The organism is Kutzneria sp. NPDC051319, from assembly GCF_040682195.1.
GTDB lineage: Bacteria > Actinomycetota > Actinomycetes > Mycobacteriales > Pseudonocardiaceae > Kutzneria.
The window spans coordinates 161,398-188,001 of sequence record NZ_JBFBAM010000010.1 but is presented as its reverse complement, the minus strand read 5'-3'; the positions used below and the strand labels follow the sequence as shown (position 1 = coordinate 188,001).

Sequence of the window (26,604 nt, the reverse complement as noted above, 5' to 3'; positions counted from 1 at the left end):
ACGAGGCAACGCCGCCGGGGCCGGGAGTCTTCCGGGCGATCAGTCCCGCAGTTCCATGGTGCAGCACTTGGGGCCGCCGCCGGACTTGCGGAGCTCGGAGATGTCGACGTAGACGGGCTCGTAGCCACGGGAGGCGAGGCGTGAGCCGAGGGCGGTGGCCTCGGCGGGCAGGACGACGTTGTGGCCGTCGGAGACGCCGTTGAGGCCGAGGCACTCGGCGTCGGTGGCGGTGGCGATGACGGCCTCGGGGAACAGGCGGCGGAGCACCCGCTGGGAACCGGGCGAGAAGGCCTCGGGGTAGTAGCAGATCTCGGGCCGCGAGGAGCGGTCGTCGAGCACGAACAGCGCGGTGTCGAGGTGGTAGTAGCGGGGGTCGACGAGGCGCAGGGAGACGAAGGGGACGCCGAGGACTTCCTGGGCCTCGGCGTGGGCGCCGGGGTCGGTGCGGAAGCCGGTGCCGGCGAGCAGCACGGTGCCGGTCCACGCGAAGTCGCCCTCGGCCTCGTTGACGGAGGTGGGCATGGTGACGTCGCGGTAGCCGTTGCGCAGGAACCAGCGCCGGAAGTGGTCGGCCTCGGCGGCCCGCTGCTCGGCGCGGAACCGGGAGCCGAGCACGACGCCGTCGATGACGGTGCCGGAGTTGGCGGCGAAGACCATGTCGGGCAGCCCGGGCTCGGGGTCGATGAGCTCGACCTTGTGCCCCAGCGCCTGGTAGGTCTGCATCAGCGCGGTCCACTGCTCGACGGCGACCCGCGTGTCCACCGGACGGGCGGGATCCATCCACGGGTTGATCGAGTACTCGACGGTGAAGTACTCCGGGCGGCACATCAGGTACCGACGGGTGGTCGGCACCCGAACCTGGGCGATCTGCTCCGAGGAGGGGAGCGGCGCGTCGAGCGTGGCGGACATGGATCGAAATGTAAATGGTGCGAGGACCATCGATCAACGCCGCTGCATTGCGTCCAATGGTGCAGAATGTTGCGTATGGACGCCATCGACCAGCGAATCGTTTCGTGCCTGGTGACCGACGCCCGGTCCAGCTACGCGGAGATCGGCAGCGCGGTGGGCCTGAGCGCCCCGGCGGTGAAGCGCCGGGTGGACAAACTGCTCGATCTGGGCGTCCTCCGCGGCTTCACGGCGGTGGTCGACCCGGAGGCCCTGGGCTGGGGCACGGAGGCCTTCGTGGAGGTGCACTGCCGGGGCAACATCCCGCCGTCGGACATCCGCGGCCGGTTGGAGCCGCTGCCCGAGGTGGTCGCGGCGTACACGGTGTCGGGCGCGGCGGATGCGATCGTGCACCTGCGGGCGGCCAACATCCACCACCTGGAGACGGTGCTGGAGCGGTTGCGCGGCCTGGACATCGTGGACCGCACGATCTCCACGGTGGTGCTTTCCACGCTGCTGGATCGTCCGCCGGCCCCCGAGCACTAGCCTGCGGCCATGAGCCAGATCCTTGTCGACCGCCGCGACCGGGTCGCGGTGCTGACGGTGCACGACCCCGACCGCCGCAACGCCCTGAACCTGGCCCTGGCCACCGAGCTGGCCGAGGCGGTGCGGGCCTGTGAGGCGGACGAAGGCACAGGCGCGATCGTCGTCACGGGGACGCCGCCGGCGTTCTGCGCGGGCGCGGACCTGACGGCGCTGGGCGAGGCCCGGGAGCGGGGCCTGCGGGACATCTACGCGGGCTTCCTGGGGGTGGCGAACTGCTCGCTGCCGACGGTCGCGGCGGTCAACGGGGCCGCCGTGGGTGCGGGCCTGAACCTGGCGCTGGCCTGCGATGTGCGGCTGGCCGGCGCCCGCGCGAAGTTCGATGCCCGGTTCCTCCAGCTGGGCATTCACCCCGGTGGCGGCATGACGTGGATGCTGCAACGAATCGTCGGTCCGCAGCAGGCGGCCGCGATGACGCTGTTCAGCCAGGTGCACGACGCACAGGCGGCGCTGCGGGCAGGCCTGGTGCTCGATGTCGTCGACGACGTGGTCGAGCAGGCGGTCCAGCTGGCCGCGAAGGCGGCGGACGCGCCCCGGGATCTGGTGATCGCCACCAAGCGCACGATGCGGGCCACGGCGGCGGCCGACGCGCACGCCGACGCCGTGGAATTGGAGATCCGTCCGCAGCTGGAGTCGATCGACTCACCGGCCTTCGCCGAGCGGCTGGCGGCGCTGCGGCGGCGCATCAGCAGCAATTGAGGGGAAATCCCACATGTCGGACAGCGACGCACATTACTGTGACGTGCGCCGCAGAACGAAGTCTCATCTTACCGGCGGTAAGTACCGTTAACAGCAGGTGGGAGCGCCGCGCCGAGCCGACGGTGAACAGTGATCACCAAAGACTGCGAGAACACCGGTTGCCCGACGACTACGCTCGTGAGATAGCGCCGGGCCGGCGCCGCCAGTCGGCCAGGGCGTGACGTGGCCGAGGAGAAAGGCACTGTCGAGCCCATGAGTATTGACGTGGGTAGGGGGACGCGCACGACGGACGTCCGCAAGGTTGATCGGGTTGTGATCCGCTTCGCCGGCGACTCCGGTGACGGCATGCAGCTCACCGGTGACCGGTTCACGTCCGAGGCCGCCGCCTTCGGCAACGACCTCGCCACCCTGCCGAACTTCCCCGCCGAGATCCGCGCGCCACAGGGCACGCTGCCCGGAGTGTCCAGCTTCCAGCTGCACTTCGCCGACTACGACATCCTCACCCCCGGCGACCGCCCCGACGTGCTCGTGGCGATGAACCCGGCCGCGCTGAAGGCGAACATCGCGGACCTCCCGGCCGGCGGCACGCTGATCGTCAACACCGACGAGTTCACCAAGCGCAACCTGACCAAGGTCGGCTACGCCGCGAACCCGCTCGAGGACGAGTCCCTGGCGCAGTACAACGTGCACCAGGTGGCCATGGCCACCATCACCCGCGCCGCGCTGGAGCCCACCGGGCTGTCGAAGAAGGACGCCGAGCGCGCGAAGAACATGTTCGCGCTGGGCCTGCTGTCGTGGATGTACCACCGGGCGACCGAGGGCACCGAGCGGTTCCTGCGCGAGAAGTTCGCCAAGAACCCGGCCATCGCCGAGGCCAACATCCTGGCCTTCCACACCGGCTGGAACTACGGCGAGACCACCGAGTCCTTCGCCGTCACCTACGAGGTCGCCCCGGCCAAGCTGGCCACCGGCACCTACCGCCAGATCACCGGCAACACCGCGCTCGCGTACGGCATCGTCGCGGCCGGGCAGTGCTCGAAGCTGCCGGTGTTCCTCGGCACCTACCCGATCACCCCGGCCTCCGACGTGCTGCACGAGTTGGCCAAGCACAAGAACTTCGGCGTGACCACGTTCCAGGCCGAGGACGAGATCGCCGGCATCGGCGCCGCCCTCGGAGCGGCCTTCGGCGGCGCGTTGGGCGTCACCTCGACCTCGGGCCCGGGCATCGCCCTGAAGTCGGAGACCATCGGCCTGGCCGTGATGACCGAGATGCCGCTGATCGTGCTGGACGTCCAGCGCGGCGGCCCCTCCACCGGTCTGCCGACCAAGACCGAGCAGGCCGACCTGCTGCAGGCCATGTTCGGCCGCAACGGTGAGGCCCCGGTGCCGATCATCGCGCCGCGCTCGCCCGCGGACTGCTTCGACGCCGCCCTCGAAGCGACCCGCATCGCGCTGACCTACCGCACGCCGGTGCTGCTGCTGTCCGACGGCTACATCGCCAACGGCTCCGAGCCGTGGATGATCCCGAACGTCGAGGACCTGCCGGACCTGAGCGTGGAGTTCGCCACCGAGCCCAACGCCACCGACGGCTCGGGCGAGTTCTGGCCGTACCTGCGCGACCCGGAGACGCTGGCCCGCCCGTGGGCCGTGCCGGGCACGCCGGGCCTGGAGCACCGGATCGGCGGTCTGGAGAAGGCCGACAAGACCGGCAACATCTCCTACGACCCGGACAACCACGACAAGATGGTCCGGCTGCGCCAGGCCAAGATCGACGGCATCACGGTGGCCGACGCCGAGATCGACGACCCGTCCGGCGCGGCCCGCGTGCTGGTGCTGGGCTGGGGCTCCTCCTACGGCCCGATCGGCGCGGCCTGCCGGCGGGTGCGCCGCCTGGGCATGGACGTCGCCCACGTGCACCTGCGCAGCCTCAACCCGTTCCCCAAGAACCTGGGCGAGGTGCTGGCCCGCTACGACAAGGTCGTCATCCCCGAGATGAACCTGGGCCAGCTGGCCATGCTGATCCGGGCCAAGTACCTGGTCGACGCGGTGTCCTACACCAAGGTCGCGGGTCTGCCGTTCAAGGCCGAGGAACTCCAGGACGTGCTGATCGACTTCGTGAAGGGACTGGACGCGTGACCGCGATCGATCTCGGGCTACCTCAGCTGGGCGGGCTCGCGGGTGTGCCGACCTTCGAGGGCAAGCAGACGGCCAAGGAGTACAAGACCGACCAGGAAGTGCGCTGGTGCCCGGGCTGCGGCGACTACGCCGTGCTCGCCGCCGTGCAGTCCTTCCTGCCGGATCTCGGCCTCAAGCGCGAGAACATCGTGTTCGTGTCGGGCATCGGCTGCTCCAGCCGGTTCCCGTACTACATGAACACCTACGGCATGCACTCCATCCACGGGCGTGCCCCGGCCATCGCCACCGGCCTGGCCACCTCGCGTGAGGACCTGTCGGTCTGGGTCGTCACCGGCGACGGCGACGCGCTGTCGATCGGCGGCAACCACCTGATCCACGCGCTGCGCCGCAACGTCAACCTCAAGATCCTGCTGTTCAACAACCGGATCTACGGCCTGACCAAGGGCCAGTACTCGCCCACCTCCGAAGAGGGCAAGGTCACCAAGTCCACGCCCATGGGCTCGCTGGACCACCCCTTCAACCCGGTGTCGCTGGCGCTGGGCGCCGAGGCGTCGTTCGTGGGCCGGGCGTTGGACTCCGACCGCAAGGGCCTCACCGAGGTGCTGCGGGCCGCGGCCGAGCACCGCGGCTCCGCGTTGGTCGAGATCTACCAGAACTGCCCGATCTTCAACGACGGCGCGTTCGACGTGCTCAAGGAGTCGGGCGAGCGCGAGGAGCGGCTGGTGCCGCTGCGGCACGGCGAGCCGATCAAGTTCGGGGCGCAGGGCCAGCACGGCGTGGCCCGCGACCCGAAGACCGGCTCGCTGAAGGTCGTCGAGGTGGCCGAGGTCGGCGAGGAGAACCTCGTCGTGCACGACGCCACCCTCGATGACCCGTCCTACGCGTTCGCGCTGTCCCGACTGGGCAACCACAACCTGGACCACACCGTCACCGGCGTGTTCCGCAACGTCCAGCGGGCCACCTACGACGACCTGGCCCGGCACCAGGTCGAGACGGCCAAGGCCGCCAAGCCGGCGGATCTGGGCGGTCTGCTGCGTGGCAAGGACACCTGGACCGTGCTGGCCGACTGACGGCTCACATACGACGAACGGCCCCCGGCGATCGGCGGTTTCTAGGGATCGTTGCAACACAAGTAGCTAGCTGGCGTCGGTCAGGAGCTTAGCCAAGCGCTCGGCTGGGGTGTCCCAGCCGAGCGTTTTGCGTGGGCGGCCGTTGAGCTGGACCGCGACCGCGTCGAGGTGTTCGCGGCTGTGCACGGACAGGTCCGTGCCCTTGGGGAAGTACTGGCGTAGCAGGCCGTTGGTGTTCTCGTTGCTGCCGCGCTGCCAGGGTGAGTGCGGGTCGCAGAAGTAGACCGGCATGTTGGTGGCCAGGCTGAACTGGTGATGCAGATGCATCTCGCTGCCCTGGTCCCAGGTCAGCGAGCGCCGCAGGTGTACGGGCAAGCCGCTGATGGTGTCGATGAGCGCGTCGCGGACCTTGTCCGGCGTGCGCCCGGTCGGCAGGTGGACCAGCATCACGTAGCGGGTGGCCCGCTCGACCAGCGTGCCGATGGCGGACTTGTTGTCCTTGCCGATGATCAGGTCGCCTTCCCAATGACCGGGCACGTTCCGGTCGGCGGCCTCGGCGGGACGCTCGCTGATCATGACCATCGGGGCGGCCATACGGGGTGTGCGCTGCTGGGCCTGACGGCGAGGGCGGCGTAGCGCACGGCCGGTGCGCAGGGCGGCGGCCAGTTCACGTCAGAGCTCGCCGCGGCCTTGGACGTAGAGGGCCTGGTAGATCGTCTCGTGGGTCACGTGCATCCCTGGCTGGTCGGGGAAGTCCCGGCGCAAGCGTCGCACGATCTGTTCCGGGCTCCACCGCAGGTCCAGCCCGTCCTGGACGGCCTGGCGCAGGCCTGGGTTGGCGGCGATCTTGCTGGGTTTCGGTCGTGGCCGACGGGCGTCGGCCCGACGCTGGGCCGCGTGTGGCCGGTAGTCGTTGCTGTCGGGGTGGGCGTTGCGGCGTAGTTCCCGGCTGATCGTGGACGGGGCGCGGCCCAGCTCGGCAGCGATCTGGCGGATCGTGACGTCGGCTCGCCGACGGTCGGCGATCACGATCCGCTCGTCCTCGGACAGGTATCGGCCCCGCACAACCTGCGGTGCTGTCGAGGTGATCGGCGGCGCTCCTGCCACGCGGCCGGACGGATTACGGCCGTTACGCCAGCGCTTGCCGGTTCGCCTGTTGATTCCGACGATCTTGCAGGCTTCCCTGCTGCTTACGCCCTGACGCACGAGCGCAAGGTATGCCTCGCGCTCGTGCGTCAGACGTCGACCGCCCTGGTTGATTGACCGGTCCCGGATCTCGAAGTCCATCGCATCCCCCTGAGCTGGGGTGTTGCGACGACCACTAGAACCCAAGATCTCGCCGGGGGCCGTTGGTCGTTTCGCTTAGGAGCCGGAAGTGAAGCCCGCCCGCTCGGCCTCGTCGGTGCTACGGAACCAGACCTCGGCCAACACGGCGTCGAAGTCGCCGCTGCCGGCCGCGTGGTACGTGCGCGTGCCGATGACCGCCTTGACGCTGTAGTCGTCCGAGGGGGCCGAACCGTCCGGCTTGGGCAGCGCCGAGCCGGGCCCGAACGGGGTCCGCGGACCGCCGCTGGAGGGCCGGCGGATCGGGGCCGCGTCGGTGTTGCGCGGCATCGAGCTCAGCGCCCGCGGCCGGAACGGGGCCGGGTCGAACGGCTGCGGGCCGACGCCGAGGCCGTTGCCGCCGCGCGGCCACGAGTTGCTCACCGTGCGCTTGGGCAGACCGGCCGGGGTGGACGTGACCACCGGCGGCTTCGGCTGCTCGTTGGCCAGCAGCTCGGGGGCCAGGATCGGGGTGAACGGCACCGAGTCGGTGGACGAGAACGACCGGGTCGTCGGCTCCTGGATCGGCGTGAAGCCGTCGAGGTCGTCGTACGGGTCCTCGCCCTCCGGGTCCAGCACCGGCTCGAACAGGGAACGAGGCCGCGACACCGCCTCCATCGGGGCCGGCTCCGGCCGAGGCTGCGGCTGCGGGCGGGTCGGCAGCGGCGACGCCGACTCGGCCGGCTCCGGCGGGGTCACGCTGCCGGGCGGGGTGAGGGCGCCGGGCGGGATCGGCTTGCCGAACTGGTTGGGGTCCAGCCGGATCGGCTCGGCCAACGCCTCCAGCTGCACCTCGTCCTCGGCCTCGGGCGCCTGCTCACCGGACTCCGCGTAGGCGTGGACCGGATGGAAGGCATCGGCCAGGTTGGCATCCGGCTGCGGCTCGTAGGCCGTCACCGGCTGGAACGCGTCCGCCGACTCAAAGGCCTCGACCGGCTGGTAGGGCTCGGCCGACTGGAAGGGCTCCGGCAACTGGAACGGTTCCGGCTCGTAGGCCGGTTCGGGCTCCGGCTCGAAGGCGTGCGCCGGCTCGTTGTCGGCCAGGCTGTGCCGCGGGGCCTGTTCCTCGTCCTGATCCGCCGGCTCGTCCTCGGCCAGCTCTCCGGCCAGCCGCCGCTCCTGCACGGCCTTCTCCGCCGCGGCGATCACCGACACCTTGACCGGGCCGGTGGTCTCGGCCGCCGCCTCCCGCTCGGACGCGGTCAGTTCCTCCTCGGCGATGTCGTCGACGAGGGGCTCGTCCTCGAGGTCGTCGGCCGGGGCGTGGGCGAGCTGGCCGTGGGCCTGGGTCGCCGGGCCGACGTCGGCCAGCTCCATGTCCTCGTGGTCGTCGCGAGCCGGCGGCAGGATGCTGGTGGTCTCCGCCGCGTTCGCCTCCCCGACCAGCCGGTTGATCGCGGCCGTCATCTCGGCCGGGCTGGGGTTGGGGATCGGCGGCGCGGCCGGGACCGGAGCGTGGATCTGGGTCGGCTGGTCGTCGGCCGGCGGCTGCGGCTGCTCGGGCACCGGCTGCGGCTCGGGGTCCGCCTCGGGCTCGGGCTCATGCTCGTGCTCCGCGACGGCGGGCTCCGGCTCGACCGTCGGGGCCGGCTCGTGGACGGGCTCCGACTCCGGCTCGGCGTGGTGGTCGTGCTGCTCGAAGGAGGGAGCGGTCGCGAAGGTCGTGGCCGGCTCGACCGGTTCCGGCTGCTGGTAGGGCTCCGGCTGCTGATACGGCTGGGCGTAGCCGAGGTCCGGCTCATGCGTGGGGGTGTAACCGCCCGGTTCGGGCGTCGGGGCGTAGCCGTCCGACTCGGGGACCGGCGCGGACAGCGTGCGCTGCTCCTGGTCGTGCTCACGCTCCCAGGAGGGCCGCCGGTCCTGGTCCCAGCCGGCGTTGGCCAACGGCCGCTCGTCGACGATGCCGGTCCGCTCGGCGTCGGTCTCCGCGGGCACCGGCGGTGGTAGGGCCTCGGCCCGCTTCGCCTTGGCCAGCTGGATCTCCAGCGTCCTGACCTGCCTGCGTAGCGGACGTGTGAACAGCAGGTGGTCCAACACCGCGCCGATCACGAACGCAAGCAGGCAGAGCAACCACACCTGCCCGAACACCCACATCACCGGACTACACCCTCCTAGTGCCTGCTGGCCCTTGCGGCAGGCTAACGGCCGCCGGCCCGTTCGGGGGCCTTGCTCGTTCAGGGCAGCATGACACTAACGGGTGAGCTGTTCAGTATGTGCGTGCCACCACATAGTCGGCCAGCGAGTCGAGCGCGTCCCGGGCCGGACCGGCGGGAAGCGCGGCCAGGGCGGCCCGGGCCCGGTCCGCGTAGCCGTTCAGCGTCTGCCGGGCCTGCTCCATGCCGGCCGACTCGCGCAGCAGCTTCAGGGCCTCGTCCACCAGGGTGTCGTCGGTGATCGGGCCGGCCAGCAGCTCGCGCAGCCGGTCGCCCTGCGGGTCCGGATCGGTCAGCGCGTACAGCATCGGCAGCGTGCGAACGCCCTCGCGCAGGTCCGTTCCGGGCGTCTTGCCCGATTCGATGGCCGGGGAGGCGATGTCGATGATGTCGTCCGAGATCTGGAACGCCGAGCCGCAGGCGTCGCCGAACGTGCTCAGCGCCCGCACCTGGTCCGGGCCCACGCCCGCGAACATGCCGCCGAACCGGCCGCACGTGGCGATCAGCGAGCCCGTCTTCTCGTCGATGACCTTCAGGTAGTGCGCCACCGGGTCCTGGCCCGCGGCCGGGCCGATCGTCTCCCGCATCTGGCCGGTGACCAGCTGACTGAAGGTGGCCGCCATGATGTGGCCCGCCTCCGTGCCCAGGTCGGCCACCAGCTTCGAGGCGTGCGCGAACAGGAAGTCGCCGGTCAGGATGGCGATCGTGTTGTCCCAGCGGGCGTTGGCGCTGACCGCGCCGCGGCGCATCGTCGCCTCGTCCATCACGTCGTCGTGGTACAGCGTGGCCAGGTGGATCAGCTCCACCACCGCCGCCGCCTTGGTCACGTCCTCACGGTCCGCGTCCCCGAACTGCGCCGCCAGCAGCGTGAACAGCGGACGGAAACGTTTGCCCCCCGCGTCCACCAGGTGCAGCGAGGTCTCCGTGACGAAGTCGAGATCGCTCTGCACGACCGACCGCAGCAGGTTCTCGACTCTGCCCAGGCCGTCCTGCACCGCGTCGGCCAGCGCCGGATCGGCGAAGTCGAATCGGATGCCCCGCTCCGAGGCGGTATGCGTGTGCTGGTTGCCCGTCACGTGGATGTGTCCCCTACAGCGGCCCGGCTGCTGGCTGTTTCCCCAGCAGTAGTGTCACGTCCCCAGCAGCGTAATCGCCGCGAGATCCGTCGTGCCTGGGTAGTGGTGCGGAGAACTCCAGGATAGCTCCGTCGCGTCGCCCCGCAGTCACCCGATCACGGACGGTCGTCTCGCGATCCACCACCCGCAAACTACGACGCGTACATGAATTCCGCCAATCGGTCACCCAACGTAACGAGAGTTGGCGTGTAACCCCAGGATCTGGCCGAACCCCCGGCTGACCCGGTTCGCCTACTGCACCGCGCCGCGCGATCGAGCCGGTGACCCGAGTTCGCTGGCCGACCAGCAGACCTACATCGGCGCACTGCGGACCCACACTCCTATCGCGGTGATCACGGACGGCAAGTATGTGCCGCGGCCCAAGACCGACGTGCTCACCGACGAGGTGGACGCCGCCATCGTGCTGTCCAACGACAGCGATCTCCAGTTCCCGCTCGAACGGGCGCGGCTGCATGTGCCCGTCGCCACCGTCAATCCCGGCGCCGGGCCGACCGCGAACGACCTTCGCGAGGGGCCGGGTCTTTTTGTTGGTGAGGACCCTCAGACGACGCGAAAGGGGCGGTCCCGGATGGGACCGCCCCTTTCGGGTGGAAAACGGGGCTCAGCCCAGGAAGCCGACGTGGGCCCAGTCGAGCAGGAAGCCCGGGACGACGCCGAGCACCAGGGTGATGAAGACGCCGAGGGAGATGGCGACCATGGTGAAGGTGCCGGGCACGGTGACGGTGGGGCCGTCCTCGGCGGGCTCGCTGAAGTACATCAGGACGACGACGCGCAGGTAGAAGAACGCGGCGACGGCGCTGAAGATCAGGGCGATGACGACGAGGGGGGCCATGCCGTCGCGCAGGGCGGCGGAGAAGACCACGAACTTGCCGATGAAGCCGCTGGTCAGCGGGATGCCGGCCAGGGCCAACAGCAGGAAGGTGAACACGGCGGCCACCAGGGGCGACCGCTTGGCCAGGCCGGCCCATTCGGACAGGTCGGAGGCCTCGCCGTTGCCCTTGCGCACCAGGGAGATCACGCCGAACGAGGCGATCGTGGTGAAGCCGTAGGCCACCAGGTAGAACAGGGTGGACTGCAGGCCGTCGGCGTTGATGGCGATGGCGCCGACCAGCAGGAAGCCGGCGTGGGCCACCGAGGAGTAGGCGATCATGCGCTTCACGTCGGTCTGGGTGAGACCGAAGATGGCGCCGATGGCCATGGACACGATGCACACGGCCCACAGCACGCCCCGCCACTCCCACTGGGTGGACTGGAAGGCGACGGTGAGCACCCGCAGGATGCCGCCGAACGCGGCGACCTTGGTGCAGGCGGCCATGTAGGCGGTCACGGGGGTGGGAGCGCCCTGGTAGACGTCCGGGGTCCAGGTGTGGAACGGACCGACGGCGGCCTTGAACAGCAGGCCGACGACCAGAAGCCCGAGGCCGGCGAACAGCAGGGTGTCGGACCGGTCGGTGCCGACGGCGGCGCTGGCGATGTCGGCGAGCCGCACGGAGCCGGCGTAGCCGTACAGCAGCGCCGTGCCGTAGAGGAAGAACGCCGAGGCGAAGGCGCCGAGCAGGAAGTACTTGACGGCGGCTTCCTGCGAGATGAGCCGGCGCTTACGGGCCAGGCCGCACATCAGGTACAGCGGGAGGCTGAGCACCTCCAGCGCGATGAACATGGTCAGCAGGTTGTTGGACGCGCTGAACACGAGCATGCCGCCGAGGGCGAACAGGAACAGCGGGAACGCCTCGGTCTGGAGCGCGCCCTCCGGGTCGACGGTCCGGTCGGCCAGCAGGAGCAGGGCCAGCAGGCCCAGCGCCAGCAGCGTGCCCCACAGGAACAGGGCGGGCTGGTCGATGGAGATGACGTTGGCCAGGGTCAGCACGCCGGTGTGCCCGGCGACCCCGCCCTTGGCGGCGTCGCTGTTCATGAACAGGATCAGCGCGACGCCGGCGGCCAGGATGGCCACCACGCACAGCGCGACCTGGGCCGCCCAGCGCGACTCCTTGGCCAGGAAGGCCTCGAAGAGCACGCCGAGGCAGGCCGCGCCGAGAATGATCAGGATGGGCGCGATCGCCGCGTACGACACATCGGGCGGCGATATCTGGCTCGGGGCCTGCAGGAGGAAATTGGAGAGCACGTCACTTGCCTTCCTGCGCGGGCACCGGATCGGTCACGCCCACCGCGCTCATGGTCGCCGACACCGACGGGCCGACGATGTCCAGCACCGGCTTGGGGTACACACCAAGCACCAGAATCAACAGCACCAGCGGCGCCAGCACGAGCAGCTCACGCTTGTTCAGGTCAGTCACCGCGGCCTTGCCGGGGTCGGTGGCCGCGCCCGGACCGCCGGACACGCCGACCAGGGCGTTGCCCCGCACCGGACCCTGCATGACCCGCTGGTACAGCCACAGCACGTACAGCGCGGCCAGGATCATGCCGATGGTGGCCAGCACCGCGTACACCGGCTGCGTCGGGTAGGAGCCCAGCAGCACCAGGAACTCCGAGATGAAGGAGTTGGTGCCGGGCAGCGACAGCGTGGACAGGCCGGCCACCAGGAACAGGCCGGCCAGCACCGGGGTCAGCTTCGACATGCCGCCGTAGTCGGCGATCTTGGTCGACCCGCCGCGGGCGATCACCATGCCGATCACCAGGATCAGCATGCCGGTCGCGATGGAGTGGTTGACCATGTACGACACCGCGCCGACCTCGGACTGCGAGGTGAAGGCGAAGATGCCGATCGCGATGAAGCCGAAGTGGGCGATCGACACGTACGCGATGAGCCGCTTGAGGTCGGTCTGCCCGACCGCGAGCAGCGAGCCGTACAGCACGCCGATCACGCCCAGCACCAGCACCAGCGGCGCCAGGACCTTGCTGGCCTCGGGGAACATCGGCAGCAGGTAGCGCAGGAAGCCGAAGGTGCCGACCTTGTCCAGCACGCCGACGAGGATCACCGCCACGCCGATCGGCGCCTGCTCGGCGGCGTCGGGCAGCCAGGTGTGCAGCGGCACCAGCGGCGCCTTGATGGCGAAGGCCAGGAAGAAGCCGAAGAACAGCCACACCTGGGTGCCCAGCGGCGCGTCCCGCACCACGGTCACCAGCGTCGCCCAGTCGAAGGTGCCGTGCCCCAGCTTGTCGGCGGCCAGCGAGTAGCAGCCGATCGCCGAGGCCAGCATGATCAGGCCGCCGAGGAACGAGTACAGGAAGAACTTCACCGCCGCGTACTGACGGCGGGCGCCGCCGTAACCGCCGATGAGGAAGTACATCGGGATCAGCATGATCTCGAACAGCACGTAGAACAGGAACACGTCGGTGGCGGCGAACACGCCGACCATCAACGCCTCCTGCACCAGGATCAGCGACAGGAAGCCGCCGGCGGAACGACCCGTCGGCAGCTTGTCGGCCCAGCCGGCCCCGATCACGATCGGCACCAGCAGGGCGATCACGCCGATCATCACCAGCGCGATGCCGTCGACGCCGAACGACAGGTGTACGCCCAGCTGCGACATCCAGTCCACCGAGGAGGAGGCCTGGATGCGGGCGCCGCCCGGCTCGTAGCTGATCCACAGCAGCACCGCGAGCACGAACTCGGCCAGGGTCACGCCGAGCGCGGTGATCTTGGCGGTCCGGTCGTCGTTCTTCAGGAACGCCACCACCAGCGCGCCGACCAGCGGCAGCACCAGCAGGGCGATCAGCAACCCAGTTCCCATCAGGAGAACCTCACCATCAGCAGTGCCGCGACCACCAGGACGGAGCCGCCCAGCATGGTCAGCGCGTAGGACCTGACGAACCCGGTCTGGGTGCGCCGCAGCAGCGAGGACAGGAAGCCGAGAGTGCCGGCCAGCCCCGTGACGGCGCCGTCGACGCCCTTGTCGTCCAGCACGACCAGGCCCCGGGTGAGGGCCTCGCCCGGCTTGGCGAACAGCGCCTCGTTGACGGCGTTGCCGTACAGGTCGGCGCGGGCCGCGCGGACGGGCCAGGACACCTTCTCCGGCTTCACCAGCGGAACGTCCTTACGGCCGACGAACAACCAGGCCGCGCCGGCGCCGATCACCATGAGCGCCAGGGAGATCACCGTCAGGCCGATCTCCGGGATCGGGCCCTCGCCGTGCTCACGGAGCTGGCCGAGTGACGGCTCCAGCCACTGCGCCAGGCGGTCGCCGCTGGTGAGGAACCAGCCGGCGCCGATGGAGCCGACGGCCAGGATGATCATCGGCACGGTCATCACGGCCGGCGACTCGTGCGGCTGGAAGTCCTTGCCGTCCTCGGACTTGATGTCCTTCCAGCGTTCCTTGCCGAAGAAGGTCATCAGCATCAGCCGGGTCATGTAGAACGCCGTCAGCGCCACGCCGAGCATGGCCGCGCCGCCGAACACCCAGGCGTGCCAGCCCTCTCCGGAGAACGCCGCCTCGATGATGGCGTCCTTGGAGTAGTAGCCGGACAGGAACGGGAAGCCGATCAGGGCCAGGTAGCCGAGGCCGAAGGTGACGAACGTGATCGGCATCCGCTTGTACAGGCCGCCGAACTTGCGCATGTCGACCTCGTCGTTCATGCCGTGCATGACCGAACCGGCCCCGAGGAACAGCCCCGCCTTGAAGAAGCCGTGCGTGAGCAGGTGCACGATGCCCAGCGCGTAGCCGATCGGGCCGAGGCTGACCGCGAGGATCATGTACCCGATCTGGCTGACGGTGGAGTAGGCCAGCACCTTCTTGATGTCGTCGTAGGCGCAGCCCACGATGCACCCGATCAGCAGCGTGATCGTGCCGATGATGGTGACGACCAGCCGCCCGTCCTCGGTGAGGTCGTAGATCGGGTTGGACCGGGCGATCAGGTACACACCGGCGGTGACCATGGTTGCCGCGTGGATGAGGGCCGAGACCGGGGTCGGGCCCTCCATCGCGTCGGGCAGCCAGGACTGCAGCGGGAACTGGCCGGACTTGCCGCAGGCGCCCAGCAGGAGCAGGAGGCTGATGGCCAGGATGGTGCCCGGCGACAGCTCGTGGATCCGCGCGAAGACTTCGGTGTACTGGGTGGTGCCGAGGTTGGCCCACAGCAGGAAGATCGCGATGGCCAGGCCGACGTCGCCGACCCGGTTCATCAGGAAGGCCTTCTTGGCCGCGGTCGCCGCGGACGGCCGGTTCTGGTACCAGCCGATCAGCAGGTAGGACGCGAGACCCACGCCCTCCCAGCCGAAGTAGAGCGTCACGAAGCCGTTGCCCAGCACCAGCAGCAGCATCGCCGCGACGAACAGGTTGAGGTAGGCGAAGAACCGCCGCCGCCCGTCGTCGTGCGACATGTAGCCGATGGAGTAGATGTGGATCAACGCGCCGACGCCGGTGATCAGCAGCACGAAGGTCACCGACAGCGGGTCCAGCCGCAGCCCGAAGTCGATCGCCAGCGACTTCACCGGGATCCACGAGAACAGGTGCAGCTCCGAGACCCGCTTGTCGGCCTCGTGCCCGGTGATGTCGAAGAACAGGATCACGCCGTACACGAAGGCGGCCAGCACCGTCGCGCAGCCGAGCAGATGGCCCCACTTGTTGGCGGCCCTGCCGGCCAGCAGCAGGATGACCGCGCCGACCAGGGGCAACACGAGCAGCAGCCAGGCGAACTGCCCGACCGCGGAGATATCCGTCATTTTCCCGGTCGCCCCTTAGTACTTGAGCAGGTTCGAGTCGTCGACCGAGGCCGAGCGACGGGTCCGGAAGATGGCCATGATGATGGCCAGGCCGACCACGACCTCGGCGGCGGCCACCACCATCACGAAGAACGCCATCACCTGGCCGTCGAGCTGGCCGTTGATCCGCGAGAACGTCACCAGCGTCAGGTTCACGGCGTTGAGCATCAGCTCGATGCACATGAACACGACGATGGCGTTGCGGCGGACCAGCACGCCGATCGCGCCGATGCTGAACAGCAGCGCGGACAGCAGCAGGTAGTAGGTCGGCGTCATCGCTTCGCCTCCTCGCTCGTGCCGGTCAGCGCGTGCGCGTCGGCGTGGTGCTCGGCGCCGGCGACCTCGGCCCGGTCGTGCTCGAACGTCTCCGAGGCGGTGGCCTCGATCAGCTCGGACAGCGATTCGGGGGCCACGGAGCCGTCCGGCAGCAGCGCCGGGGTGGCCACCGAGTTGGCCGTGGCGAACACGCCGGGGCCGGGCAGCGGCGAGGGCCGGTTGCCGCGGAAGCGCTCGATCACCAGTTCGCGCTGGGACTTGAGGGCCTGCTTGCTCTTGCCGACGAAGGCCAGCACCATCGCGCCGACGGCGGCGGTGATCAGCAGCGCCGAGGTCAGCTCGAACGGGAACAGGAAGTCGGTGAAGATCAGCTTGCCGACGTTGTTGAGGTTGCCGCCCTGGTTGGCCTGGGCCAGCCCGACCGACGGCACCGCCGACACGGCCCGCAGCAGCGCCGAGACCGCGACACCGGCGAAGCCGATGCCGAAGATCGCGGCGATGACCCGCTGCCCGCGCAGCACTTCCACCACGGAGTCGGAGCTGTCCCGGCCGACCAGCATCAGCACGAACAGGAACAGCATCATCACGGCGCCGGTGTAGACGATGATCTGCACGAAGCCCAGGAACGGCGCCTGCTGCAGCATGTACAGCACGCCCAGGCTGAGCATGGTCAGCACCAGGAACAGCGCCGAGTGCACGGCGTTGCGGGCGAACAGCATGCCCAGCCCGCCGAGCAGGGCCAGCGGACCGAGGATCCAGAAGCCGATGGCCTCGCCCGTGGTGACCACGTCCGGCGCGGGCGGCGCGGTCTCCTGCTGCTGCATCACGAACTGGATGAGCGCGCTCACTTGGCCGCCTCCCCTCGCGCGAGTTCGGGGCCGTTGACGTAGTAGTCCTGCTCGTTCTCGCCCAGCCGCATCGAGTGCGGCGGCTGCTCCATGCCGGCCAGCAGCGGCGCCATCAGGTCTTCCTTGGTGAAGATCAGGCGCTGCCGGTCGTCGTCGGCCAACTCGTAGAAGTTGGTCATGGTGAGCGAGCGGGTCGGGCAGGCCTCGATGCACAGGCCGCAGCCGATGCAGCGCAGGTAGTTGATCTGGTAGTCCTTGCCGTACCGCTCACCGGGCGAGTAGCGCGCGTCCTCGGTGTTGTCGCCGCCCTCGACGAAGATCGCGTCGGCCGGGCAGGCCCAGGCACACAGCTCGCAGCCGACGCACTTCTCCAGCCCGTCCGGGTGCCGGTTGAGCTGGTGCCGGCCGTGGTAGCGCGCGGCGGTCGGACGGTAGTCCTCCGGGTACTGCTCGGTCACGACCTTCTTGAACATCGTCGAGAAGGTGACGCCGAAGCCCTTGAGGGGATCAAGAATCCCCATCGCTGGCCTCCTTCGGGGTGGACGACGCCGCCACGGCAGCGGGTTCAGGCGATTCGGCCGGCTTGGCCACGACCTGGCGGCGCTTGGGCGCCTTCGGGACCTTCAGGTCCAGCGGGGGCAGCGGGTAGCCGCCGCCGGTGACCAGGACCCGGTCCGGGTCGGAGGCCTGCTTGCGTTCGGGGATCAGGGCGACCACCACCAGCACGGCGACGATCATGATCCCGACCAGCATGATCGTGCCGACCACGGGCCAGTCCTGGGCGTGTGGGAAGGCGCGGACGCAGACCACCAACACGATCCAGACCAGGCTGATCGGCACCAGGGCCTTCCAGCCGATGCGCATGAACTGGTCGTAGCGCATGCGGGGCAGGGTGCCGCGCAGCCAGACGAACACGAACAGCAGGACCATCATCTTGCCCACGAACCAGAGCAGGCCCCACCAGCCGCTGTCGAAGTAGCCGTTGGCGATCAGGTTGAACGGCAGCGGCGCGTGCCAGCCACCCAGGAACAGCGTGGTGGCGAAGGCCGAGACGGTGACCATGTTGATGTACTCGGCCAGGAAGAACAGCGCGAATTTCAGCGAGCTGTACTCGGTGTGGAAGCCGCCGACCAGTTCGGACTCGGCCTCGGCCAGGTCGAACGGGGCCCGGTTGGTCTCGCCGACCATGGAGATCAGGTAGATCACGAAGCTCGGGAACAGCGTGAGCACGTACCACGGGCCCTGCTGCGAGTTCACGATCTCGGCGGTGGACATCGAGTGCGACAGCAGCACCACGCCGACGATGGACAGGCCCATGGCGATCTCGTACGAGATCACCTGCGCGGCCGAGCGCAACGCGCCCAGCAGCGGGTAGGGCGAGCCGGAGGACCAGCCGGACAGCACGATGCCGTACACGCCGATGGACGAGCAGGCCAGCACCACCAGCACGCCGACCGGCAGATCGGCCAGCTGCAACGCGGTGTCGTAGCCGAAGATGTTGACCTCGCCGCCCAGCGGCATCACCGAGAAGGCCAGGAAGGCCGGCACCGCGGAGATCACCGGCGCCAGGAAGAACACCCACTTGTCGGCCAGGATCGGCCGGATGTCCTCCTTGAACGCCAGCTTGAGGCCGTCGGCCAGCGACTGGAGCAGACCGGCCGGACCGACCCGGTTGGGGCCGGGCCGGTGCTGCATCCGGGCCACCACCCGGCGCTCGAACCAGATCATGAACAGCGTCATCACGACCAGGAAGGCGAAGATGCCCACGGTCTTGACGATCACCAGCCACAGCGGGTCGCCGGCCAGCAGCTGCCCCGTGTTCGGGCTGGGGGCTGATAGGTAGCTCATGCGTCCCCTCCGCCAGCGTGCAAGGTCACCGTCGCGCCGTGCCCGACGCCCAGGGTCCGGCGCAGCCGCGAGCCGCCGGAGTTGCCCGGCAGCCACACCACGTCGTCCGGCAGGTCGGCCAGCTCGACCGGCAGCGTGACGCTGCCGCGGTCGGTGGCCACGGTCGCGGCGTGCCCCTCGACGACGCCGAGCTTGTCGGCGGTCGACGGCGACACCCGCACCACGGCGGTGCGGGCCGTGCCGGCCAGGTTGGGCTCGTCGTCCTGCAGCGAACCGTTGTCGATCAGCTGCCGCCAGCTGGCCAGCAGCACCTGGCCCTCGGCCGCGGTCGGGGCCGCCGGAGCCGGCACCGCGGGCGGCTCGGCCCGGCGGCTGGTGCGCGGGGCGCCCAGCCGGGCCAGGTTGGCCGCCGCGGCCGCGGGCGTCTGCGTGAACAGGTCCGCGTCCATCTCGACGGCCAGCGTGTCCAGCACCCGGCAGTCGGGCAGCGCGCCGGTGCCGTCCAGCGTGGTGCTGAAGGCGCGGTCGCGGTTCTCCCAGTTGCGGTAGCTGCCGGACTTCTCCGCGGACGGCGCGATCGGCAGCACCACGTCGGCCCGCTCGGTCACGGCGCTGGGCCGCAGCTCCAGGCTGACCACGAAGGCCTTGTCCAGGGCCCGCAGCGCGAGCTCCGGGTCGCTCAGGTCGTACGGGTCGACGCCGCCGACCAGCAGTCCGGCCAGCTCGCCGGACGCCGCCGCGGCGAGGATGCCGTCGGTGTCGCGACCGGGCTGGGCCGGCAGCGCGCCGGCCGCGAGGCCCCACGCCTGCTCGACCTCGGCCCGCAGCGTGGGGTCGGTGACCAGACGCCCGCCGGGCAGCAGGTTCGGCAGCGCGCCGGCCTCCAGCGCGCCACGCTCGCCGGCCCGGCGCGGGATCCACGCCGCGCGGGCGCCGGTGCGCTCGGCCAGCCGCAGCACCGACGAGAACAGGCCGGGGATCTCGGCGGCGCGCTCGCCGACGAGGATCACCGCCCCGCTGCCGGACAGCGCCTCGAAGGCGCCCGCGGTGGTGGAGTTGAAGAACAGGCCCTCGATGGCCGCCGGCTCGCCGCCGGGAACACAGCGCAGCAGAGTGCCGTTGGTCTTCTCGACGGCGCCGCTGGTGTGCTGGCCGAGGTGGAAGACCTTCGTCTTTCCGGTGCGGGATGCCTTGCGCAGCCGCAGGAAGACGATCGGCGACTCCTCCTCCGGCTCGAAGGCCACGCACAGCACGGCGGGCGCGGACTCCAGGTCGGCGTACGTGACGCCGCCGTTGTCCGGGGAGGTGCCGACCACGTGCGAGGACAGGAAGTCCAGTTCCTCCATGGAATGCGCGCGCGCCCGGAAGTCGACGTCGTTGCTGCCCAGGGCGACCCGGGCGAACTTCGAGTACGCGTAGGCGTCCTCGACCGTCACCCGGCCGCCGGCCAGCACGCCCGCGCCGCCGTTGGCCTTGGCCGCGGCCAGGCCGTCGGCCGCCTTGCGCAGCGCGTCCGTCCAGGAGGTCTCGACCAGCTCGCCGGTCTCCTCGTCACGCACCATCGGCCGCAGGATGCGGTCGGCCGAGGTGGCGTAGCGGAAGGCGAACCGGCCCTTGTCGCAGTTCCACTCCTCGTTCACGGCCGCGTCGTCGCCGGCCAGCCGGCGTGTCACCTTGCCGCGCCGCCAGTCCGAACGCTGCGAGCAGCCGGACGAGCAGTGCTCGCACACGCTCGACGTGGACACCAGGTCGAACGGGCGGGAGCGGAACCGGTAGGCGGCGCTGGTGAGCGCGCCGACCGGGCAGATCTGGATGGTGTTGCCGGAGAAGTAGCTCTGGAACGGCTGCTCCTCGGCCACGCCGATCTGCTGCTGCGAGCCGCGCTCCAGCAGGTCGATGAACGGGTCGCCGGCGATCTGCTTGGAGAACCGGGTGCAGCGCTGGCACAGCACGCAGCGCTCCCGGTCCAGCAGCACCTGGCTGGAGATCGGGATCGGCTTGGGGAAGGTCCGCTTCGTCTCGACGAACCGGGACTCCGCGCGGCCGTGGGCCAGTGCCTGGTTCTGCAGCGGGCACTCGCCGCCCTTGTCGCAGATCGGGCAGTCCAGCGGGTGGTTGATGAGCAGCAGCTCCATCACGCCCTGCTGGGCCTTGTCGGCCACCGGCGAGGTGCGCTGGGTCTTGACCACCATGCCGTCGGCCACGGTCATGGTGCAGCTGGCCTGCGGCTTCGGCATCGGCCGGCCACCCATCTCCACCTCGACCAGGCACTGCCGGCAGGCGCCGGCCGGTTCGAGCAGCGGGTGGTCGCAGAACCGCGGCACCACGATGCCCAACCGCTCGGCGGTCCGGATCAGCAGCTCTCCCTTGGGAGCCACCACTTCCAGCCCGTCGATGGTGAGCTTCACGTGGCCCTCGGGGACGACCAGCTCCGACGACGTCGGCTTCTCAGGTGCGACAGTCATCTCTCAGTGCGCTCCTGCCAGTGCGTGCTTCCCGGTGCTGGCCGCGTTGGTGTCGCACAGCGCCAGGAACTCGTCCTTGAAGTACTGGATGCCGCTGGTGATCGGGCTGACCGCGCCGTCACCGAGCGCGCAGAACGAGCGCCCCAGCACGTTGTCGCAGATGTCCAGCAGCGTGTCGATGTCGCTGGCCGTGCCCTCGCCGCGCACCATCCGCTGCAGGATCTGCACCAGCCAGTAGGTGCCCTCCCGGCACGGGGTGCACTTGCCGCAGGACTCGTGCTTGTAGAACTCGGTCCACTTCATCACGGCCCACGGCACCGAGACGGTCTCGTTGAACAGCTGGAGCGCGGTGGTGCCCAGCATGGAGCCGGCTTCGGCCGCGCCCTCGAAGTCCAGCGGCACGTCCATGTGGTCGGCCGTGAACAGCGGGGTCGAGCTGCCGCCCGGCGTCCAGAACTTCAGCGGGATGCCGTCCTTCATGCCGCCGGCCAGCTCCAGCAGCTCGCGCAGCGTGGTGCCCATCGGCGCCTCGTACTGGCCGGGATTGGTGACGTGCCCGGACAGCGAGTAGATCTTCGGGCCCGGCGAGCGGTCCCGGCCCATGGTGCGGAACCAGTCCGAGCCGCCGTTGACGATGAACGGCACGCTGGCGATGGTCTCCACGTTGTTGACCACGGTCGGCGACTCGTACAGGCCCGAGGTCGCCGGGAACGGCGGCTTGAGCCGCGGCTGGCCGCGCAGGCCCTCCAGCGAGTCCAGCAGCGCCGTCTCCTCGCCGCAGATGTACGCGCCGGCGCCGGCGTGGATCACCACGTCCAGATCGAAGCCCGAGCCGAGGATGTCCTTGCCCAGGTAGCCCGCCTCGTAGGCCTCGCGCACCGCGGCCTGCATCCGGCGGATGCAGTGCAGCGCCTCGCCGCGCACGTAGACGGCGGCGAAGTTGGCCCTGATCGCGTACGAGGTGATGATGATGCCTTCGACCAGCGAGTGCGGGTCGGCCATCATCAGCGGGATGTCCTTGCAGGTGCCCGGCTCGCCCTCGTCGGCGTTGATCACGAGGTAGTGCGGCTTGCCGTCGCCCTGCGGGATGAAGCCCCACTTCATGCCGGTCGGGAAGCCCGCGCCGCCACGCCCGCGCAGACCGGAGTCCTTGCACAGCTGGATGAGCTGGTCCGGGTGGGCCTCAAGCGCCTTGCGCAGGGCGGTGTAGCCCTCCAGCTGCTCGTAGGTCCGGATCGTCCACGACCTCGGCGACAGCCACCGCTTGGTCAGCACCGGGGTCAGTGGTTTGACGTCGTTATTCACTGCCGCCCCCTCACTTCTTCTCCGGCAGAGCGGGGAAGGAGACCGAGTCCGGCATCGTCGGCGCGGTCCACCCCTTCTCGTGCGCGATCTTGGCTCCACGCAGCGTCTCCGGCGCGGCCGACGGACCGTCCACATCGGACTCGCGGCCGTCCACGAAACCGGCCAGCTGCAACTCGACCTGACGGAAGTCGGTCAGCGGGGCGCCGCGGGTCGGGTCCGGCTTCTTGCCGGCCTGCAGCTGCTTGACCAGGTCGAGCGCCGACTCCGGCGTCTGGTTGTCGTAGAACTCGTAGTTGACCTGCAACACCGGCGCGAGGTCGCAGGCGGCCAGGCACTCGGCGTGCTCCAGCGTGATCGAGCCGGGCTCGCCGGGCTCGCCGGAGGTCTGCTCGTGGCCCAGCGCCTTGCCGTCGCGGCCGAGGTGCTTGCGCAGCCCGTCGTAGATCGCGTCGCCGCCCAGCGCCGCGCACAGCGTGTTCGTGCACACGCTGACCAGGTGCTCGCCGCACGGCTTGCGCTTGTACATCGTGTAGAACGTGGCCACCGCGCTCACCTCGGCGGTGGTCAGGTCCAGCTGGTCGGCGCAGAACGCGATGCCGTCCACGCTCACGTAGCCCTCGACCGACTGCACCAGGTGCAGCATCGGCAGCAGCGCCGAGCGGGCCCGCGGGTACCGGGCGATGATCGCCTTGGCCTTGTCCGCGATGTCCGAGCCGAACAGCTCGTCGGAGAGATCAGAGGTCACCGGTCACACCCACCCATCACCGGGTCGATCGAGGCCACCGCGGCGATGACGTCGGCGACCATGCCGCCCTCGCTCATCGCCGGCATCGACTGGAGGTTCACGAAACTTGGGTCCCGCACGTGGACGCGGAACGGCCGGGTGCCGCCGTCGGAGACGACGTGGTAGCCCAGCTCGCCGCGCGGCGACTCCACCGGCACGTACACCTGGCCGGCCGGCACCGCGAAGCCCTCGGTGACCAGCTTGAAGTGGTGGATCAGGGACTCCATCGACTGCCCCATGATCTTGCGGACGTGCTCCAGGGAGTTGCCCATGCCGTCCGAGCCGATGGTCAGCTGGGCCGGCCACGCGATCTTGGCGTCGGAGACCATGACCGGGCCCGGCTCCAGGCGCTTGAGCGCCTGCTCGATGATGCGCAGCGACTGGTGGATCTCCTCCAGGCGCAGCAGGTAGCGGGCGTAGCAGTCGGCGTCGGTCGAGGTGGGCACCTCGAAGTCGTAGGTCTCGTAGCCCAGGTACGGCTCGACCTTGCGCATGTCCCAGGGCAGGCCGGCCGACCGCAGGATCGGGCCGGTCATGCCCAGCGCCAGGCAGGCGTCCACCGGCAGCACGCCGATGCCGGCCAGTCGGTTCTTCCAGATCGGCTGGCCGGTCAGCAGCTTGTCGTAGTCGGGCAGCCGCTTCTTCATCAGCTTGACGAAGTCGGTGATCTTCTCGACCGCGTCCACCGGGAAGTCCTGGGCCAGGCCGCCGGGCCGGATGTAGGCGTGGTTCATCCGCAGGCCGGTGAGGAACTCCAGCAGGTGCAGGACTTCCTCGCGCTCGCGGAAACCGGCCGTCATGCCGGTCAGCGCGCCCAGCTCCATGCCGCCGGTGGCCAGCGCCACCAGATGCGAGCCGATGCGGTTGATCTCCATCAGCAGCACGCGGCCGACCTGCGCCCGCTGCGGCACCTCGACGCCGAGCAGCTTCTCGACCGACATGCAGTAGGCGGCCTCGTTGAACAGCGGCGCCAGATAGTCCATGCGCGTCACGAAGGTGACGCCCTGGGTCCAGTTCCGGTACTCGACGTTCTTCTCGATGCCGGTGTGCAGGTAGCCGATGACGGTGCGGCCCTGGGTGACGGTCTCGCCCTCCAGCTCCAGCACCAGCCGCAGCACGCCGTGCGTCGACGGGTGCTGGGGGCCGAGGTTCATGACGATGCGCTCGTTGCCGAGCGCGTCCTCCACGACCTCGTCCCAGTCGCCGCCGAAGACGTTGAAGACGGTGCCCTCGGTCGTCTCCCGAGAACTTGCGTAGATGTCCTCTTCGGTGCTGCTCATGAGTACGACCTCCGCTGGTCGGGCGGCGGGATCTCGGCGCCCTTGTACTCGACCGGGATGCCGCCCAGCGGGTAGTCCTTGCGCTGCGGGTGGCCGTCCCAGTCGTCCGGCATCAGGATTCGGGTCAGCGCGGGGTGGCCGTCGTAGACGATCCCGAACATGTCCCAGGCCTCGCGCTCCTGCCAGTCCGCGGTCGGGTAGACCGAGACCACGCTGGGCATGTGCGCGTCGTCGACGTCGACGCAGACCTCCAGCCGAATCCGGCGGCGGTAGGTCATCGACGTGAGGTGGTAGACGGAGTGCAGCCGCTGCGGCACATCAGCGCCGTAGTCCACACCGGACACCGAACTGCACAGCTCGAAGCGCAGCGCCGGGTCGTCGCGCACGATGCGGGCGACCTCCAGCAGCTGCTCGCGGCGGATGTAGAAGGTGATCTCGCCGCGGTCCACGGTGATCTGCTGCACGGTGTCGGCCGGCAGCTCCTTCTCGTTGATCGCGGCCAGCAGCTCGTCGGCGACCTCGTCGAACCAGCCGCCGAAGGGGCGCTCGCTGGGCGCGGCCACGTGTGCCGGCAGCCGCAGGCCGCCGAAGCCGGAGGTGTCTCCGGAGCCGGAGATGTGGAACATGCCCTGGCGGGCCTTGCCGGTGAACAGGGGGCCGCCCGCCGGCTCGGCGCCGCGCGGTTCGAGTCCGCCGACCGGGCGGTCGGCGCTGGACTGCTCGCCGCCGGTCTCAGGGGTGGTGGGTTTGTCAGTCACGGGAACGCGTCACTCCCCGGCGGTGAGCTGGTGGCGATGGCTGGGATCGACCGGGCCGCGGAACTGCTTGCTGCCGGGCTTGCCGTAGTGGACCGAGGACGGCTCCAGCTTCGTGCGGTAGCCGGATTCGGCCAGCAGCGCGGCCCGCTTGGCGCCGAGCGGCTCGTCCATGATCTTCTGGTGGATCTTGAGGATCGCGTCGATGAGCATCTCGGGGCGGGGCGGGCAGCCCGGCAGGTACATGTCGACCGGGACGACGTGATCGACGCCCTGCACCACGGCGTAGTTGTTGAACATGCCGCCGGACGAGGCGCACACGCCCATCGCCAGCACCCAGCGCGGCTCCGGCATCTGGTCGTAGATCTGGCGCAGCACCGGGGCCATCTTGTTGGTCACCCGGCCGGCCACGATCATCAGGTCAGCCTGGCGGGGCGACGCCCGGAAGACCTCCATGCCGAAGCGCGCCAGGTCGTAGCGGGGCGCACCCGTGGTCATCATCTCGATCGCGCAGCAGGCCAGCCCGAAGGTGGCCGGCCACAGCGACGACTTGCGCGTCCAGTTGACCAGCTTTTCCACGCTGGCCAACATGATCCCGTTGGGGAGCTTCTCCTCAAGACCCATCTCGCCGCTCCCTAGGTCAGTTCCAGTCCAGCCCGCCGCGGCGCCACACGTATGCGTAGGCGAACCCGACGGTTGCGATGAACAGGACGATCTCCACGACCCCGAACAGCCCCAGGGCGTCGGAGTTCACCGCGAACGGGTAGAGGAAGACCATCTCGATGTCGAACAGGATGAACAGCATCGCGGTGAGGTAGTACGCCACCGGCATCCGGCCGCCGCCGACGATCGGCTGCGGCGACGGTTCGATGCCGCACTCGTAGGCGTCCAGCTTGGCCTTGTTGTAGCGGCGGGGTCCGGTGAACGGCGCCGCCGTCACCGAGAACAACGCGAATGCGGCCGCCAGCACGAACAGGCACACCAGCGGGACATAGGCCCCCAGAGCCGAGGGGGCCGCTGCGGCTTCAGCGACGTTCAGCACCTTTTCGTCTCCTCCGTGTGGGGCCGATCACCGGCCTCGTGACGGAACCCTAGGGGTGACGTTCGCCGCACCTTGGGTAAGGCAGACCTAACCTCGACCGCCCCGACCTGCGCGTTCACCGACACCTCCCACCGCCGACGCCTGCCAGCCTTGTGAAATTCTTCACAAGCTTGTGAACCAGTTCACAAGCGAGCCGAGTGTATGCCCCCCTCCCCGGGGTCGCCCAGGGGGTTGACAACAGCGTCAGTTCAAGATCATGACGAGTGACTTCCGACTACGCCGATCGGGTGTTTTCGTCATAAATCGGAGAATGGCCCGGAAATGAAAAATCCCCTCG

Annotated in this window: 21 protein-coding genes and 1 pseudogene; 4 read left to right on the top strand and 18 right to left on the bottom strand. The window is 69.6% G+C overall.

Annotation, left to right across the window (positions count from 1 at the left end):
• Nucleotides 1-39 precede the first annotated feature (39 nt).
• Nucleotides 40-909: a dimethylargininase gene (gene ddaH, locus AB0M73_RS13200; protein WP_363890581.1), complete on the bottom strand. Its 870-nt coding sequence runs from the start codon at nt 907-909 to the stop codon at nt 40-42.
• A 75-nt stretch (nt 910-984) separates the two neighbouring features.
• Here ddaH and AB0M73_RS13195 point away from each other — a divergent pair, with 75 nt between their 5' ends.
• The 4 genes from AB0M73_RS13195 (at nt 985) to AB0M73_RS13180 (ending at nt 5,393) form a co-directional block, all read left to right on the top strand.
• Entirely contained in the window at nt 985-1,431 is a 447-nt protein-coding gene (locus AB0M73_RS13195) for an Lrp/AsnC family transcriptional regulator (RefSeq protein ID WP_043731082.1), read from the top strand.
• A gap of 9 nt (nt 1,432-1,440) precedes the next feature.
• Nucleotides 1,441-2,187, top strand: coding sequence for an enoyl-CoA hydratase (locus AB0M73_RS13190; RefSeq protein ID WP_363890578.1), 747 nt, complete (start codon nt 1,441-1,443; stop codon nt 2,185-2,187).
• Nucleotides 2,188-2,439: 252 nt separating this feature from the next.
• Complete coding sequence (locus AB0M73_RS13185; protein ID WP_363890575.1) at nt 2,440-4,323, top strand: 2-oxoacid:acceptor oxidoreductase subunit alpha; 1,884 nt, start codon at nt 2,440-2,442, stop codon at nt 4,321-4,323.
• Nucleotides 4,320-5,393: a 2-oxoacid:ferredoxin oxidoreductase subunit beta gene (locus tag AB0M73_RS13180; protein WP_363890572.1), complete on the top strand. Its 1,074-nt coding sequence runs from the start codon at nt 4,320-4,322 to the stop codon at nt 5,391-5,393. The genes AB0M73_RS13185 and AB0M73_RS13180 overlap by 4 nt, the downstream gene beginning before the upstream one ends.
• 66 nt (nt 5,394-5,459) lie before the next feature.
• Here the strand turns inward: AB0M73_RS13180 and AB0M73_RS13175 are convergent.
• From AB0M73_RS13175 to AB0M73_RS13095, 17 genes and pseudogenes are all read right to left on the bottom strand, one after another.
• Nucleotides 5,460-6,680: pseudogene (locus AB0M73_RS13175) on the bottom strand (IS30 family transposase).
• 75 nt (nt 6,681-6,755) lie between these two features.
• Complete coding sequence (locus tag AB0M73_RS13170; RefSeq protein WP_363890569.1) at nt 6,756-8,813, bottom strand: hypothetical protein; 2,058 nt, start codon at nt 8,811-8,813, stop codon at nt 6,756-6,758.
• Between the two features lie 109 nt (nt 8,814-8,922).
• A complete protein-coding gene (locus AB0M73_RS13165; RefSeq protein WP_363890686.1) occupies nt 8,923-9,903 on the bottom strand; it encodes a polyprenyl synthetase family protein in 981 nt (326 codons plus the stop codon).
• Nucleotides 9,904-10,606: 703 nt separating this feature from the next.
• Nucleotides 10,607-12,127, bottom strand: a complete 1,521-nt coding sequence (gene nuoN / locus AB0M73_RS13160; protein WP_363890567.1) for an NADH-quinone oxidoreductase subunit NuoN — start codon at nt 12,125-12,127, stop codon at nt 10,607-10,609.
• 1 nt (nt 12,128) lies between these two features.
• Complete coding sequence (locus AB0M73_RS13155; protein ID WP_363890564.1) at nt 12,129-13,697, bottom strand: NADH-quinone oxidoreductase subunit M; 1,569 nt, start codon at nt 13,695-13,697, stop codon at nt 12,129-12,131.
• Complete coding sequence (gene nuoL / locus AB0M73_RS13150; protein ID WP_363890562.1) at nt 13,697-15,625, bottom strand: NADH-quinone oxidoreductase subunit L; 1,929 nt, start codon at nt 15,623-15,625, stop codon at nt 13,697-13,699. The genes AB0M73_RS13155 and nuoL overlap by 1 nt, the downstream gene beginning before the upstream one ends.
• Before the next feature lie 15 nt (nt 15,626-15,640).
• On the bottom strand, nt 15,641-15,940 hold the full coding sequence (gene nuoK / locus AB0M73_RS13145; protein WP_043721411.1) for an NADH-quinone oxidoreductase subunit NuoK: 300 nt from the start codon (nt 15,938-15,940) through the stop codon (nt 15,641-15,643).
• Entirely contained in the window at nt 15,937-16,764 is an 828-nt protein-coding gene (locus AB0M73_RS13140) for an NADH-quinone oxidoreductase subunit J (RefSeq protein WP_363890684.1), read from the bottom strand. Before AB0M73_RS13140 ends, nuoK begins: the two co-directional genes overlap by 4 nt.
• A 20-nt stretch (nt 16,765-16,784) precedes the next feature.
• On the bottom strand, nt 16,785-17,309 hold the full coding sequence (gene nuoI / locus AB0M73_RS13135) for an NADH-quinone oxidoreductase subunit NuoI (protein ID WP_363890558.1): 525 nt from the start codon (nt 17,307-17,309) through the stop codon (nt 16,785-16,787).
• A complete protein-coding gene (nuoH, locus tag AB0M73_RS13130; protein WP_363890556.1) occupies nt 17,296-18,636 on the bottom strand; it encodes an NADH-quinone oxidoreductase subunit NuoH in 1,341 nt (446 codons plus the stop codon). The genes nuoI and nuoH overlap by 14 nt, the downstream gene beginning before the upstream one ends.
• Nucleotides 18,633-21,101 (bottom strand): NADH-quinone oxidoreductase subunit G, encoded by a 2,469-nt coding sequence (locus AB0M73_RS13125; RefSeq protein ID WP_363890553.1) that lies wholly within the window; start codon nt 21,099-21,101, stop codon nt 18,633-18,635. The genes nuoH and AB0M73_RS13125 overlap by 4 nt, the downstream gene beginning before the upstream one ends.
• 3 nt (nt 21,102-21,104) lie before the next feature.
• On the bottom strand, nt 21,105-22,406 hold the full coding sequence (gene nuoF / locus AB0M73_RS13120; protein WP_363890550.1) for an NADH-quinone oxidoreductase subunit NuoF: 1,302 nt from the start codon (nt 22,404-22,406) through the stop codon (nt 21,105-21,107).
• Nucleotides 22,407-22,416: 10 nt separating this feature from the next.
• Nucleotides 22,417-23,151: an NADH-quinone oxidoreductase subunit NuoE gene (nuoE, locus tag AB0M73_RS13115; protein WP_363890548.1), complete on the bottom strand. Its 735-nt coding sequence runs from the start codon at nt 23,149-23,151 to the stop codon at nt 22,417-22,419.
• Nucleotides 23,148-24,470 carry an NADH-quinone oxidoreductase subunit D gene (locus tag AB0M73_RS13110; protein WP_363890546.1) on the bottom strand — a complete coding sequence of 441 codons (1,323 nt, stop codon included), beginning with the start codon at nt 24,468-24,470 and terminating at the stop codon, nt 23,148-23,150. The genes nuoE and AB0M73_RS13110 overlap by 4 nt, the downstream gene beginning before the upstream one ends.
• A complete protein-coding gene (locus AB0M73_RS13105) occupies nt 24,467-25,228 on the bottom strand; it encodes an NADH-quinone oxidoreductase subunit C (RefSeq protein ID WP_363890545.1) in 762 nt (253 codons plus the stop codon). The genes AB0M73_RS13110 and AB0M73_RS13105 overlap by 4 nt, the downstream gene beginning before the upstream one ends.
• Nucleotides 25,229-25,237: 9 nt before the next feature.
• A complete protein-coding gene (locus AB0M73_RS13100; protein WP_363890544.1) occupies nt 25,238-25,849 on the bottom strand; it encodes an NADH-quinone oxidoreductase subunit B family protein in 612 nt (203 codons plus the stop codon).
• A gap of 16 nt (nt 25,850-25,865) precedes the next feature.
• On the bottom strand, nt 25,866-26,267 hold the full coding sequence (locus AB0M73_RS13095; RefSeq protein WP_043721392.1) for an NADH-quinone oxidoreductase subunit A: 402 nt from the start codon (nt 26,265-26,267) through the stop codon (nt 25,866-25,868).
• Nucleotides 26,268-26,604 lie beyond the last annotated feature (337 nt).